Origin of the sequence: Nocardioides sp. (genome assembly GCF_964229035.1) — a bacterium.
GTDB lineage: Bacteria > Actinomycetota > Actinomycetes > Propionibacteriales > Nocardioidaceae > Nocardioides.
The window spans coordinates 33,204-46,009 of sequence record NZ_CAXRAZ010000013.1 but is presented as its reverse complement, the minus strand read 5'-3'; the positions used below and the strand labels follow the sequence as shown (position 1 = coordinate 46,009).

Annotated in this window: 12 protein-coding genes and 2 tRNA genes; 2 read left to right on the top strand and 12 right to left on the bottom strand. The window is 71.3% G+C overall.

Features of this window, described 5'->3' with window-relative positions; genetic code table 11:
• Positions 1-44: 44 nt before the first annotated feature.
• The 6 genes from ACERUN_RS04915 to ACERUN_RS04890 all read right to left on the bottom strand — a co-directional run bounded on the left by ACERUN_RS04915 (position 45) and on the right by ACERUN_RS04890 (position 4,329).
• Positions 45-539 carry a DUF2231 domain-containing protein gene (locus ACERUN_RS04915; protein WP_370288664.1) on the bottom strand — a complete coding sequence of 165 codons (495 nt, stop codon included), beginning with the start codon at positions 537-539 and terminating at the stop codon, positions 45-47.
• Positions 540-715: 176 nt separating this feature from the next.
• Positions 716-788, bottom strand: a tRNA-Glu gene (locus ACERUN_RS04910).
• 121 nt (positions 789-909) lie between these two features.
• Positions 910-981, bottom strand: a tRNA-Gln gene (locus tag ACERUN_RS04905).
• A gap of 66 nt (positions 982-1,047) precedes the next feature.
• Positions 1,048-2,031 (bottom strand): lysostaphin resistance A-like protein, encoded by a 984-nt coding sequence (locus ACERUN_RS04900; RefSeq protein ID WP_370288662.1) that lies wholly within the window; start codon positions 2,029-2,031, stop codon positions 1,048-1,050.
• Entirely contained in the window at positions 2,018-3,520 is a 1,503-nt protein-coding gene (gene gltX, locus ACERUN_RS04895; protein ID WP_370288661.1) for a glutamate--tRNA ligase, read from the bottom strand. The genes ACERUN_RS04900 and gltX overlap by 14 nt, the downstream gene beginning before the upstream one ends.
• The gene (locus tag ACERUN_RS04890; RefSeq protein ID WP_370288659.1) at positions 3,520-4,329 is read right to left on the bottom strand and encodes a fumarylacetoacetate hydrolase family protein; all 810 of its coding nucleotides are present in this window, start codon (positions 4,327-4,329) and stop codon (positions 3,520-3,522) included. Before ACERUN_RS04890 ends, gltX begins: the two co-directional genes overlap by 1 nt.
• Before the next feature lie 32 nt (positions 4,330-4,361).
• Here ACERUN_RS04890 and ACERUN_RS04885 point away from each other — a divergent pair, with 32 nt between their 5' ends.
• On the top strand, positions 4,362-5,309 hold the full coding sequence (locus tag ACERUN_RS04885; RefSeq protein WP_370288657.1) for a 3-methyladenine DNA glycosylase: 948 nt from the start codon (positions 4,362-4,364) through the stop codon (positions 5,307-5,309).
• Between the two features lie 52 nt (positions 5,310-5,361).
• Here ACERUN_RS04885 and ACERUN_RS04880 read toward each other — a convergent pair whose 3' ends face one another.
• From ACERUN_RS04880 to ACERUN_RS04865, 4 genes are all read right to left on the bottom strand, one after another.
• Positions 5,362-5,652 (bottom strand): hypothetical protein, encoded by a 291-nt coding sequence (locus ACERUN_RS04880; protein ID WP_370288656.1) that lies wholly within the window; start codon positions 5,650-5,652, stop codon positions 5,362-5,364.
• Positions 5,653-5,695: 43 nt separating this feature from the next.
• Positions 5,696-7,372, bottom strand: coding sequence for a DUF222 domain-containing protein (locus ACERUN_RS04875; RefSeq protein WP_370288655.1), 1,677 nt, complete (start codon positions 7,370-7,372; stop codon positions 5,696-5,698).
• A 504-nt stretch (positions 7,373-7,876) separates the two neighbouring features.
• Complete coding sequence (locus ACERUN_RS04870) at positions 7,877-8,344, bottom strand: hypothetical protein (RefSeq protein WP_370288654.1); 468 nt, start codon at positions 8,342-8,344, stop codon at positions 7,877-7,879.
• Positions 8,345-8,431: 87 nt separating this feature from the next.
• Positions 8,432-9,349 (bottom strand): sulfite exporter TauE/SafE family protein, encoded by a 918-nt coding sequence (locus ACERUN_RS04865; RefSeq protein WP_370288653.1) that lies wholly within the window; start codon positions 9,347-9,349, stop codon positions 8,432-8,434.
• A 155-nt stretch (positions 9,350-9,504) separates the two neighbouring features.
• Here ACERUN_RS04865 and ACERUN_RS04860 point away from each other — a divergent pair, with 155 nt between their 5' ends.
• Positions 9,505-10,437, top strand: a complete 933-nt coding sequence (locus tag ACERUN_RS04860) for a response regulator transcription factor (protein WP_370288651.1) — start codon at positions 9,505-9,507, stop codon at positions 10,435-10,437.
• Between the two features lie 8 nt (positions 10,438-10,445).
• Here the strand turns inward: ACERUN_RS04860 and zwf are convergent, their stop codons facing one another.
• A complete protein-coding gene (gene zwf, locus ACERUN_RS04855) occupies positions 10,446-11,894 on the bottom strand; it encodes a glucose-6-phosphate dehydrogenase (RefSeq protein WP_370288648.1) in 1,449 nt (482 codons plus the stop codon).
• 116 nt (positions 11,895-12,010) lie between these two features.
• Positions 12,011-12,574, bottom strand: a complete 564-nt coding sequence (locus tag ACERUN_RS04850; protein WP_370288647.1) for a TetR family transcriptional regulator — start codon at positions 12,572-12,574, stop codon at positions 12,011-12,013.
• Positions 12,575-12,806 lie beyond the last annotated feature (232 nt).

Sequence of the window (12,806 nt, the reverse complement as noted above, 5' to 3'; positions counted from 1 at the left end):
CGACCCGACGGATGTCGGCCCGCGAGCCGACGGACCGAGGTGGATCAGTCGCTGTCGCCGGCGACCTTGCCGCCCGCAACCCGGTCCTTCCACGCGGCGCTCGCACCCGAGTCGCCGATGCGGTAGACCTGCACGGCGGTGGCGAGCGAGGCGACCACGGCGAGCGCCGCCACGCCGGTGGCGATGGCCTTGGCGGAGTCGCCGCCGACGGGCCTGCCGGAGGCCTTGCGGCGCTCGAGAAGCACCACGGCGACGGTGAGCAGCAGCAGCGGGATGCAGAACCAGATGAGGGTCTCGCCGAGCTCGGCGTGCTCGCCGGGGTCGCCGACGTACTGCTCGAGCTGCTCACCGCTGGAGGTGGCGACGGGCGTCAGCACGGTGCCGATCGCGGCCGCGGCCACGACGAGCCAGCCGTACGTCAGGCGCCAGGCGGGCTTGACCACGATGGCGATCAGGCCGATCACCGCGAGCGGGATCAGCACCACCACCGCATGGACGACGAGCGGGTGGACGGGCAGGCCGTTGATCAGATCGAACACGAGTGGTCTCCTCTGTGCGTTGCGCCCCGGGCTGGAGCCGATGCGTCGACCCTAGAGGCAGACACCTGCCGAGAACCTGACTGCCGCGCACGGTTCTCGATGGGGTCTCGGGCCCGGAGTCCTCGGATCGTGGCGGGAAAAAGACGAAGGGCCCGGCGAACCGGGCCCTTCTGCTGTACCCCCGACCGGATTCGAACCGGCGCTACCGCCTTGAGAGGGCGACGTGCTAGGCCGCTACACAACGGGGGCATCTCGATCACTACGGGGCTTGCGCCCGCGCTGCGACCTGCGGAACTCTACAGATCCTACGTATCCGGCTCCAAATCGGGATCCGATGTGGGGCGTTCTTCGCGTTCTCACGGAGAGTTCGCTGGTCTACTAGGACTCGAACCTAGACTAACTGAACCAGAATCAGTCGTGCTGCCAATTACACCATAGACCACTGCTGCCGACGCCTGAGCGACGGCCGCGAGGGCCCTTCCCCGAAAGGCCGAGCCGACGTGGAACCTTACACGCGGCCGCGCCGGGCGACCAATCCGGGTCCTCCCCCGCGCACCTCGATGCCGCGGCGTCGCGCGGCCCACGTGGCGAGGACGACGAAGCTCACCGACTGCGTGAGCGTGACCGGCAGCGCCCACCACGTGCCGTCGCCGGGCTGCAGCGCGGAGGTCATGTCGCCGAAGGCCAGCGCGAGGCCGAAGGCGAGGAAGTTGTTGAGCACGTGCATCGCGATCCCGGCCTCGAGGCCCCCGGTGCGCAGCACGAGCACGCCGGCGACGAGACCGAAGGCCAGGCGATCGGCGAAGACCGGGAGGTCCTGGGCACCGTGGGCGAGCGCGAAGAGCAGCGCCGGCACGGTGACGGCCACGATCGCGCCCACCCGGCCCGCAGCGAGCTGCCCGAGCGCCTGGGTGAGGTAGCCGCGGAAGACGTACTCCTCGCCGGCGGCCTGCAGGGGCGTGAGGAGCAGGATGACGAGCAGGAAGTCGCGGGTGGCCGTCGTCCACGGGTTGAGGCCGCCGTCGACGCGGGTGCCCGCAGCGCCCTGGTCGGGCAGGAAGCTGCCGACGACCAGCGTGAGCACCAGGGAGAGCGCCGCCAGGGCGAGGCACACGGCGAACCAGCGCCACCGCAGGCGCCCGACGACCGAGGCCAGCCGACCCGCGCCCTGGCCGTGCACGAGGCGGACGACGAGGATCGCCGCCGCGATGGCGAGCGCCCACCCGAGGTTGACCAGCGCGAGGAACGACGGCGTGGTGGGGTCGCCGCTCAGCGCGTCGGTGATCTCCGCCGAGCTGCGGCCGCTGAGCGCCAGCGCGGCCGAGACGACCACGCCGCAGACAACCTGCGCGGAGAGGATGAGCAGCACCAGCAGGCCGATGCCGACGACGGGGCGCCACGCGCCGGGCAGGCCGAGTGTGCCGAGCCGGTGGTACGGCTCGGCCCGCGTGCCCACCGGCGCGAGGGTGGGCGAGGCGTCAGTCGAGCGCACGCTGCAGTCGTCCGAGGCTGCGCTCGCGACCGAGCAGCTCGAGGGACTCGAACAGCGGCGGCGAGATGCGTCGTCCGGTGACGGCCACGCGCACCGGGCCGAAGGCGTTGCGCGGCTTGAGGCCGAGGCCCTCGACGAGCGCGGCCTGCAGCGCCTCCTGGATGGCGTCGGTCGACCAGGTCGGGAGCGCGGCGAGGGCGTCGTGGGCCGCCTGGACGACGGGGCGGCCCGTCTCACCAAGCTGCTTCTCGGCGTCCTCGGGGTCGACGACGAAGGCGGCCTCGTCGACGAACAGGAAGCTCAGCAGCGGGCCGGCCTCGGCGAGCTTGTTGATGCGCTCGGCCACGAGCGGCATGGCGAGCTCGAGCAGCTGGGCGTCGGCCTCGGAGACGGGGTCGCCCACCACGCCGTCGCGCTTGAGGAAGGGCAGCACGCGGTGGCTGATCTCCTCGACCGAGAGCTGGCGCATGTGCGCGGCGTTGATGGCATCGGCCTTCTTGAGGTCGAAGCGAGCCGGGTTGGGGACGACATCGGTGATCTCGAAGGCCGCCACCATCTCCTCGAGGCTGAAGACGTCGCGGTCGGCCGCGATCGCCCAGCCGAGCAGGGCCAGGTAGTTGAGCAGGCCCTCGGGCAGGTAGCCCTGGTCGCGGTAGGCGAGGGCGTGCGCCTCGGGGTCGCGCTTGCTGAGCTTCTTGTTGCCCTCGCCCATCACGTAGGGCAGGTGGCCGAACTGCGGGGTGAGCTCGGCGATGCCGACGGCCTTCAGGGCCTCGTAGAGGGCGATCTGGCGGGGCGTGGACGACAGGAGGTCCTCGCCGCGCAGCACGTGCGTGATCTGCATCAGCGCGTCGTCGACGGGGTTGACGAGCGTGTAGAGCGGGTCGCCGTTGGCGCGGCAGAGCGCGAAGTCGGGCACGAACTCGGTCTCGAAGCTGACCTCGCCGCGGACGAGGTCGTTCCAGGTGATCGAGCCGTCGGGCATGCGGAAGCGCACCACGGGGCGGCGGCCGTCGTCCACGAAGGCGGCGACCTGCTCGGGCGTCAGCTCGCGGCAGAAGCCGTCGTAGCCCTGCACCTTGGAACCGGCGGCCTTGCGGCGCGCCGCGGCCTCCTCGTTGGTGCAGTAGCAGTCGTAGGTGAAGCTGCTGGCCTTGAGGCGCTCGAGGGCATCGGCGTAGAGGTCGCTGCGCTCGCTCTGCTTGTAGGGCGCGAACGGGCCGCCGACCTCGGGGCCCTCGTCCCAGTCGAGGCCGAGCCAGCGCATCAGGTCGATGATCGCGGCGTAGGACTCCTCGGTGCTGCGCTCCTTGTCGGTGTCCTCGATGCGGAAGACGAAGGTGCCTCCGTGGTGGCGCGCGAAGGCCCAGTTGAACAGGGCGGTGCGCACCAGGCCGACGTGCGGGCTGCCCGTGGGCGAGGGCGCCATCCGCACGCGCACGGGGCGCTCGCCGGCGTGGGGGGCGGTGGTCGTGTCGGGGGTGCTCATCAGCGTGCTTCCACCTTGTTCGTGAGGGTGCCGAGGCCGTCGATGGAGATCTCCACCTCGTCGCCCGGCCGCATGGGGCCGACACCCTCGGGGGTGCCGGTGAGGATGACGTCGCCGGGCAGCAGCGTCATCACGCTGCTCACGTGGGCGATAAGCGCCGGCACGTCGAAGACCATGTCGGCCGTCGAGCCGTCCTGCACGACCTCGCCGTTGAGGTGGGTCTGCACGCGGCGTCCGGTGCTGAAGTCGTGGGGGTCGAGGTCGGTCTCGATCCACGGCCCGAGCGGGCAAAAGGTGTCGAAGCCCTTGGCGCGGGTGAACTGCCCGTCGGAGCGCTGCAGGTCGCGGGCGGTGACGTCGTTGGCGAGGGTGTAGCCGTGGATGACGTCGGTGGCCTGCTCGACCGGCACGTCGCGGCAGATGCGCCCGATCACGACCGCCAGCTCACCCTCGTAGTGCACCTCGCTGCTCTGCGCGGGGTAGCGGACCACGTCGCCGGGGCCGATGACGCTGGTGTTCGGCTTGAGGAACATGAGCGGCTCGCGCGGCACCTCCCCGCCCATCTCCGCGGCGTGGGCGGCGTAGTTCTTGCCGATGCCCACGACCTTGCTGCGCGGCAGCACCGGCGCGAGCAGGCGCACCTCGTCGAGGCGGTACTCCTTGTCGAGCAGCTTGATGCCGACATAGAGGGGGTCGCCGGCCAGACCCACGATCACGGCGTCCTCGGCCGGTTGGCCGTAGTCGTCGAGATCACCGGTGAGGACGCCGTAGGCGGGCTCGTCGCCCGCGGAGAATCTGACGATGCGCACCGCTCGAGCCTAGCCACCTACGATCGGACGCCGTGAACCCGCACGCGCCCGCCGACTCGGCCGTCGACCCGGCCGCCGCGACCGCCGCGACCGGGGGCCTGCTCACCGCCGCCGCGTGGCGGGCGCGGGCCGCGGCGCACGCCGCGCGGGTCGATCGCTACGTGGTGCCGCACCTCGAACGACGCGAGGCCGGCGTCAAGCACCCGGTGTTCGACTTCCTCTTCACCTACTACTCCCACCGTCCCGCGCAGCTGCGCCAGTGGCATCCGGGAGCGGGCGTCGTCCTCGAGGACGGCGGGGAGTACGCGGGCCTCAAGGGCTACTCGCTGCGCGCCGACGGTGGCGTCGCGGTGGATCCCGCGTTCGTGGTGGAGCGGCGTGGGCTGATCGAGCAGCTGCACCGGCTGCTGGTGGCGACCGCCGGGCGCGCGCCGCAGCTCGGGTGCTTCGGGCTGCACGAGTGGGCCATGGTGCACCGCTCGGCCGAGCACGGCGTGCGCCACGACGCCTGGCCGCTGCGGCTCGGGGCCGAGGGCACCGACGCGGTCGTCGAGAACCACCGCATCGCCTGCTCGCACTTCGACGCCTTCCGCTTCTTCACCCCCACCGCCGTGTCGCTCAACACCCTCTCCCCCGGCCGCGACGACCGCGAGGCGTTCGAGCAGCCGGGGTGCCTGCACGCGGGTATGGACCTCTACAAGCACGCCTTCCGGCTCTCACCGCTCATCTGCTCCGACCTGGTGATGGACGCCTTCGAGCTGGCCTGGGAGATCCGGATTATGGACATGCGTGCGGCGCCGTACGACTTCGGTGGCGTCGACCTCGGCGAGCACGGCACGTGGACGCCGATCCGCATCGAGACGCCCCAGGGGCGACGGGACTACGCGGAGGCGCAGCGCGGGTTCGCCGAACGCGGTGCGCCGATCAGGGCGCGATTGGTCGCTGCATGCGAGCGCTTGCTGCGGTCGGCGAACACGTGACCGGAAGACGGACAGAGCTCGGCGCGGACTCCGACCTGTCGACACTCGACACTCATCGGCGAGGGCGGGCCGCCCCACTCCGCCGCCGGAGTCGGAGCAGGCTCCCGACGTCCGCAGCGACGGATCGCCTGAACGTGACCGGGCCCTCCGTGGTCTCGAGCATGACCGCCGGAAATCCGAATCTGCCCGAGCGCACCACCTCAGGTGAACCGTCCAGGTAGGCGAGCGCGATGTCGCGATAGCTCCGGAGGTACAGCTCGACCTCGTCGTCGGTGTGGCCCTCGTGGAACTGGTCCAGGCTGAATCGACTGGGTGCACCGAGCCAGTCGCCCTCGAACTCCACGGACGTAAACGTCAGGCCGGAGGTGTGGACCACCACCCAGCGTTCAGGCGCGGAAGTTCGATGCATCCGGAGATGGGCAACATGCTGCCGGCACCCGACCTCCGATTCGATGGTGGGATCGACAGGCGCCAGGCTCGCCAGAAGTGCATGCGCCCGTTCGACCTCCACGAGAGAAGTTTCCCACCCGGGTACAGCGGCGTGCCGTCGAGCGCCACCCGCTCCCCTCCACCTCAGGTACGCCGGTGGAAGCGGATTCGTCCGTCGGGTTGTCGTTGCCAGTCATAGCGGGGGTCGTGGAAGAGGTGGTGGCGTGAGCAGGCGGGGACGCCGTCGGTGAGGTTGGTGTGGCCGCCTTCGGCCCAGGGGTGAGGTGGTGGATCTCGGTCCAGGCGACGGGGATGTCGCAGCCCTCGGCGACGCAGTGTTTGTGCTTGTTCTTGATGAGGGTGCGTTGGGTGCCGGTGAAGAGGCGTCGGGTTCGGCCGGCGTCGAGGATCTGTCCGGTGCCTGAGAGGACGACGGGCAGGATGCCTGCGTTGCAGGCCAGACGCCTGGTTGCGGTGGCGGTGAGGTCGTGTTCGGTGTGGGTGAGGATGCTGGCGGTGGCGAGGTCGGCGCGGAGTTCGTCGATGCCGATGGTGACGATGACCTGGGTGGCGTTGCCCGAGGTGGTGGGGAAGCCGTGGGTGGGGAGGTTCTCCAGCAGGGTCTGGAACGCCCACGCGCGGCGACGTGCGAGGGGGATCCGATCGACCTGCCGAAATAGGGAACCCGAAGCGGCATCCGCATCAGTCTCGCTCTTCGCACGCTGCTCAGACTGCTCGGGCTGCTCGGGCTTCTCGGGCTTCTCGGGCTTCTCGGGCTTCTCGGCCTGCTCGGCCTGCTCGGCCTGCTCGGCCTGCTCGGCCTGCTCGGTCTGCTCTGCCTGCTCGGCCTGCTCGGCCTGCTCGGCCTGCTCGGCCTGCTCGGCCTGCTCGGCCTGCTCGGTCTGCTCGGTCTGCTCGCTCTGCTGGGCTTCTTGTTTCGGCGCGAAGGGGTTGTCGAGGGCGTCGAGGTAGAGGGTGAGGCGTTCGATCATCGCGGTGGGGCCGGTGATGGTGGCGGCGCTGCGGCCGTTGCCGAGGTGGCGGACCCGGTAGGTCGCGCGCTCGTGCGCCGCCTGCTCTTCGGCTTCGAGGCGGGCGGCGTCTTCTTGGTCGGCGATGTCGGGGGCGATGACGGCGAGGATGTGGACCCCGAGACGTTTGAGATCGGCTGGTGCGTGGTCGGCCGCGAAGTGGATGAGGGAGGCTTCGGCGTCGAGTTTGACCTGGGTGCCGAGGCGGTCGGGCAGGTTGTCGACCGTCTCGATGATGACGCGGGCCTGACCCTCGTTGACCAGACCGGATGACATGGCTGCTGCGAGGCGGGGCAGGCGCTCCAACGCTTGGGCGAGGCGGTACTGCGTGGCGGTGATGCGCCGGTCGGTGCGGGTGGCGTGGGCCAGCCAGACGCCGGGGTCACGGGCGCCGGTGTCGTCGGCGACATCACCGGAGGCGGCCAGCACCCGGGCCTTCAGCTCCGCGACAGCGGCCTCGACCTTCGTGAGCTCGACCAGCGCGGTCTTCTTGTCCTCCACGCTCATGTACACCGCCTGCACCTCACGGACCTCACCCAAGGCGGTTTGAAGGGTGTGGGCGCAGGCGATCACCGGGTGGGTGGTGGTGACGTCGACGCTCATGACAGGTGGTGCTCCGAGACCTGCGAGAAGGAGGAGGACTTGTGGGGACCATCATGAGATGGGGGTCCGACACAATGAGCAGCTCGATCCCGGGTTCTCCACACCCCACACCGGGCCGCCCCGAGTGCGCTGCCGGCGGGCCGTCGTCCACGCCCGAAATCACCTGACTACTCGACCGAAACTCGTGCTTCTCGCATGAAGCTTCAGCCGACCAGCACGAGATTCACCGGCCCACCGGTGAATCCCGAGCCTTGTCCCCGCCGCGCGACACGCGGCTCACCTAGGAGCGGAGCCTCTGTCCGCACCCCACCCCGACCACGCCACCGGCATCCCCGATCGACAGCTCCCGGCATACGTCGTCCACGCCCCGCGCCCGCCAGCGCCGCGGCGGCCCGGCTGACCGTCGTCCACGCTCGAAACCGCCCGACTACTCGACCGAAACTCGTGCTCCTTGCATGAAGCTTCAGCCGACCAGCACGAGATTCACCGGCCCACCGGCGAATCTCACCGCCGCGCGAACCCGTCCTTCACCAGCTGAGCGGGGAGGGCGGTCTGCTCGGCGCTGACGATCCGCCCGACCTCGAGCGCGACCGACTTGCGGGCCTTGCCGGCGACCTGGACCAGTGAGCCGCGCCCGTCGGGGAGGACGCGGACGTGCAGCGAGAGCTGCTGGCGGATGAGCAGGAGCAGCAGCAGGCCGACGGGGAAGGTGAGCAGGCCGACGAGGATCGCCCAGCCCGGGATGGATGAGCTGGTGAGCGCCACGTGGCCCGGGAACACCTGGCCCATCTGACTGCGCCGCACCGCGCCGAGACGGCCGAAGACGCGACGGTCCAGCTCCGCAGGACTCATGCCGTCGATCGACATCTCGTCGTCCACCGTGACGACAGGATCGCGGAGGAGGAGACCGAGCGCGACCGCACCGACCAGGAGCAGCGCGACCACCACTTCGGCGATGCCGAATCCGAACATGGCGACCACACCTTCCACGCGCGCTGGCAGGGCTACGGACGCTAGCAGGAGCCAACCCACCGACGCTGCGATCGGCGCGTGCTTTACCTACGCGTTCGCCGCCGGACCGGCGACCGCAGCTGACGACGGCGCCGCCTCCTCGCGCTTCCCACGCTTCTCGCGCTGCCACGCCCGCCAGGCGAGCGCTCCGACGGCCGCGACCCACCCCACGATGAGGACGGCGTCGAGCCAGCCGGGCAGGTCGGCGAAGGAGCCGATCACGGCGACGGCGTTGACGAGGATGACCAGACCGCCGACGAGGGTGCCCATCGGCGCGTGCGGGAGCCGTCCGGCGAGTCGCGCGGCGATCGGTGCGATGCAGACGCCGCCGATGATGAGCCCGATGACCGGGAGCCACGGGATGTCCTCCTGCGCGGCGCCGGTGAGGAACCCGGTGGAGACCGAGAGCGCGACGACGAACTCGGCGGCGTTCGTGGTGCCGACGACCTTGCGCGGCTCGTGGCGGGTGACGGTCATCAGCGACGGGGTGACGACCGGCCCCCAACCGCCGCCTCCGGTGGCGTCGACGAAGCCTCCGAGCAGACCGATCGGCGAGAGCCAGCGCGCAGTGTGACCACCGGCCGGCACGGGGATGAGGCGCTTGCCGAACCCGAAGCGCACGAGGATCACGAATCCGAAGAACAGCAGCAGCCCGGCCATCGAGCCCTTGGCGGCCTCGAGGCTGATGGAGGTCAGCACCACCGCGCCGAGGAAGCCGCCGATCGCTCCCGGCACGGCGACGCGCACGAGGATCGCGCGGTCGACGTTGCCGGCCCTCCAGTGGGAGAGGCCCGAGATGAGCGTGGTGGGCAGCTTGGCGGCGTGGGTGGCGGCGCTGGCGGTGGCCGGAGCGACGCCGAGGGCCAGGAGCACGGTGGCCGAGGTGACGCCGAAGCCCATGCCGAGGGTGCCGTCGACGAACTGGGCCGCAGCCCCCGCGAGGGCGAACGCGACGACCAACCACATGTGAATCTCCTAAGTGCATCGAACCGCTCGGGATCCATGGTGACAGGTGGTACCTCTCACCGACTCATCGTTCCGCCCGCCGATCAGATCGACCGCTCGCCGCGGCGCCCCCACCTGTCATTGAGCCCTGTGACGACGCTCACTAGCGTGGCGCCATGTCCTCTGCACACCTCGGCGGCCCCGCGCTCGCGTCGGCGGCACCCGGCGAGGGCGCGCGCCTGCTGCGCACCCTCGGCGAGTTCAAGGCGCTCGGCGGCGCCGACGTCGCCTTCGGAGGGCCGGTCTCGCGCGGCGGCGCCGGTCTCGACATCACCGGCCTGCACGGCACACGCACCCGATCGCTGCAGGGACTCCACGTGCGCGCCCGGCGCGGGCTCGGCGGCCAGGCCCTCGCGCTCGGTCGCCCCGTGTCGGTGACGAGCTACCACGACGCGCGCGGCATCACCCACCACTACGACGAGCCCGTGCGTGCGGAGCGTCTCCAGACTGTCACCGCACTGCCGATCATCGTCGACCGCGCGCCGCGCATGGTGCTCTACCTCGCCCACCGCGCCGAGGTGAGGCTCGGCGACGTCTGGTTCGAGCGCCTCCTCCCCCTCACCCGCCGCCTCGAGCGCGACATCAGCGTGGACGACGAGGTGCGCCGCCGCCTCGCCCACCTGCTCCCCCGCGCGACCCGCCGCCCCGCCGCCGGCACCGCTGACCTTGCCAGCACCCCCGCCACCGCCGATACCGCCGACCTCACCCGCAGCGACCTGGGCGAGATCGCCGCCGAGCTCGGCGCCCTCGCCGACCTCGTGGACGACGACCGCCTCCGCGCCCGCCTGGCGACCGTGCAGCAGCGCCTCGAGCGCGGGCGCGGCGGCACCGCGCACGCGACCCCGCAAGAGACCCCGCACCTGTCGGCGCGCGAGGTCGACGTCCTCGCCGAGGTGGCGCTGGGGCACACCAACCGCGAGGTCGCCGAGGCGCTGGGCCTCGTGGAGAGCACCGTGAAGGGCTACCTCAAGGGCGCCTCGCGCAAGCTGGGCGCGAGCAACCGCGTGCACGCGGTGCGGCTGGCCCGCGAGGCGGGCCTCATCGACTGACGGCCGGGTCAGCCGTCCTGCGGGCTGCGGTCGCGCCAGGCGCGCTCGAACGGCAGGCGCCACGCGTAGGGCGCGACGAGCTGGTGGATCTGGTTCGGACCCCAGCTGCCCTGGCGGTAGGGCCGCACGACCGGCGGGCTCTCGAGCAGCGGCGCCGAGACCTCCCAGAGCCGCTCGATGCCCTCGGCGGAGGTGAAGAGGGTCTGGTCGCCCCGGGCCGCGTCGTAGATGAGGCGCTCGTAGGCCTCGAGCACCGAGCCGGCCCACGTGGTGTCGCCCATGGCGAACTGCATCGACAGCTTGTCCAGGCGCATGCCCGGGCCGGGGCGCTTGCCGTAGAACGACAGCGACATCTTGGCCTTGTCGGCGAGGTCGAAGGTCAGGTGGTCGGGGCCGTGGTCGCCGACGCCCGAGTTCTTCGGGAACATCGAGCGCGGCGGCTCCTTGAACGCGATCGAGATGATGCGCGCGCCCTCGGCCATGCGCTTGCCGGTGCGCAGGTAGAACGGCACGCCGGCCCAGCGCCAGTTGTCGATGTAGCACTTGAGCGCGATGAAGGTCTCGGTCTCCGACTCCGGGTGCACGCCGGGAATGTCGCGGTAGCCCTGGTACTGGCCGCGCACGACGTCGGCGGGGTCGATGGGCACCATCGAGCGGAAGACCTTGTTCTTCTCGTCGTTGATGGCACCCGGCGAGAGCGAGGTGGGCGGCTCCATCGCGGTGAAGGCCAGCACCTGGAACAGGTGGGTGACGACCATGTCGCGGTAGGCGCCGGTGGACTCGTAGAAGTCGGCGCGCTGCTCGAGGCCGAGCTCCTCGGGCACGTCGATCTGCACGTGGTCGATGTTGTTGCGGTGCCAGATCGGCTCGAACAGGCCGTTGGCGAAGCGGAAGGCAAGGATGTTCTGCGCCGCCTCCTTACCGAGGAAGTGGTCGATCCGGTAGATCTGCGACTCGTCGAAGGTCTGGTGCAGCTCGTTGTTGAGCGCCTTCGCCGAAGCGAGGTCGACGCCGAACGGCTTCTCCATGATGATCCGGCTGCCCGCGGCCAGGCCCGCCTCGTCCAGCGTCTTGACGACCGCCAGCGCCGCCCGGGGCGGAACGCTCAGGTAGTGCAGTCGCACGCGCTCCCCGGCGTGCCCGTGCTCGGCCTCCTCGACGACCTTGCGCAGCCCCTGCGGACCGTCGGCGCCGGGCGCCCAGTGCAGGCGGCGCGAGAACTCCGGCCAGGCGGCCTTGTCGCCGTCGTCGCCGGCGAACTCCTCGATCGCCTCGTGCACGAAGGCGAGGAAGGTCTCCGCGGTGTGCTCGTCGAGGGAGGTGCCCACGATCTGCAGGTCGGGCAGCAGGCCCGTCTCGAACAGATGGAGCAGCCCCGGGAGGAGCTTGCGCCGCGCGAGGTCGCCGGTCGCACCGAAGAGCACCACCGTGACGGGGCGCTGGGTCTTCTGGGCCATGTCGTCCACACTGCCTCCTGCTCGTTGCGATCACGATAACGACAGGCGACGGCTCGTCACCTGCACCCCGCGCGGCGGTACCCGCCCCGGGCCGCGCACCCGGCGACGGACGTCGCTCAGGGCAGCCGGGCTGCCAGGCCGTCGAGCAGCAGGGTGAGGCCGAGGTGGAAGTCGCCGGAGCTCGGCTCCGCGGGCGCGCCGTCGGGGCGCCCCTCGGCGGGCCGCGCCTCCGCCCGCTGCAGCTGCTCGTCGGCCGTGTGTCCGAAGACGTAGTGCATCACCGAGCGGGCGCCGACCCGCGCGAGGTCGTCCTCGGCACCGGCGCGGCGCAGGGCGTCGGCCATGCGCTGCTCGGGGCCGCGAGCACCGAGTCCCAGCGCGTGCACGCGGGCCACCAGGGCCGCGCCGTCGCGGCAGGCGAGCATCGCGGCCCGCAGCTCGGCGGCGGCCAGACGCAGCTCGGCGTCCCAGGTGACGACCTCGCTGGCACGTCGTCCCCGGGCCAGCAGCTCGTCGGCCACGAGGGCCAGCAGGGCGTCCCTGCTCGCGACGTGGTGGTAGAGCGCCCCGGGCTGCACCCCGAGGTCGGCGGCCAGGCGCCGCATCGACAGCCCGTCAAGCCCCCGTTCATCGAGGACGACGAGGGCGCGCTCGACGACGTCGCCTCGCCGGTAGCTCATCGCACCCCTCCCCCGCACGGCCCGCTCGTCGCGCGTCCGCGACGCGTGAGCCGAGCGGGCGCAGCCTAGCCTGAACACCGTTCAGTCGATCCGTGGATGCGGGTGACACCGCCCGACGACAGCGGCTATCCTCACCGCATTCCTGAACACTGTTCAGTTCGCGCTCCCGACGGAGCGAGCCGGCGGCGGGTGCCGACCCGACGCCACCGAGACCTTCGAGAAGGATGCCGCC

Bases quoted from the DNA above. Each gene is read 5' to 3' on its own strand.
- gltX (WP_370288661.1), bottom strand. From the start codon at position 3,520: ATGAGCACCCCCGACACGACCACCGCCCCCCACGCCGGCGAGCGCCCC.
- ACERUN_RS04875 (WP_370288655.1), bottom strand. From the start codon at position 7,372: ATGAGCGTCGACGTCACCACCACCCACCCGGTGATCGCCTGCGCCCAC.
- ACERUN_RS04870 (WP_370288654.1), bottom strand. From the start codon at position 8,344: ATGTTCGGATTCGGCATCGCCGAAGTGGTGGTCGCGCTGCTCCTGGTC.
- ACERUN_RS04865 (WP_370288653.1), bottom strand. From the start codon at position 9,349: ATGTGGTTGGTCGTCGCGTTCGCCCTCGCGGGGGCTGCGGCCCAGTTC.
- ACERUN_RS04860 (WP_370288651.1), top strand. From the start codon at position 9,505: ATGTCCTCTGCACACCTCGGCGGCCCCGCGCTCGCGTCGGCGGCACCC.
- zwf (WP_370288648.1), bottom strand. From the start codon at position 11,894: ATGGCCCAGAAGACCCAGCGCCCCGTCACGGTGGTGCTCTTCGGTGCG.
- ACERUN_RS04850 (WP_370288647.1), bottom strand. From the start codon at position 12,574: ATGAGCTACCGGCGAGGCGACGTCGTCGAGCGCGCCCTCGTCGTCCTC.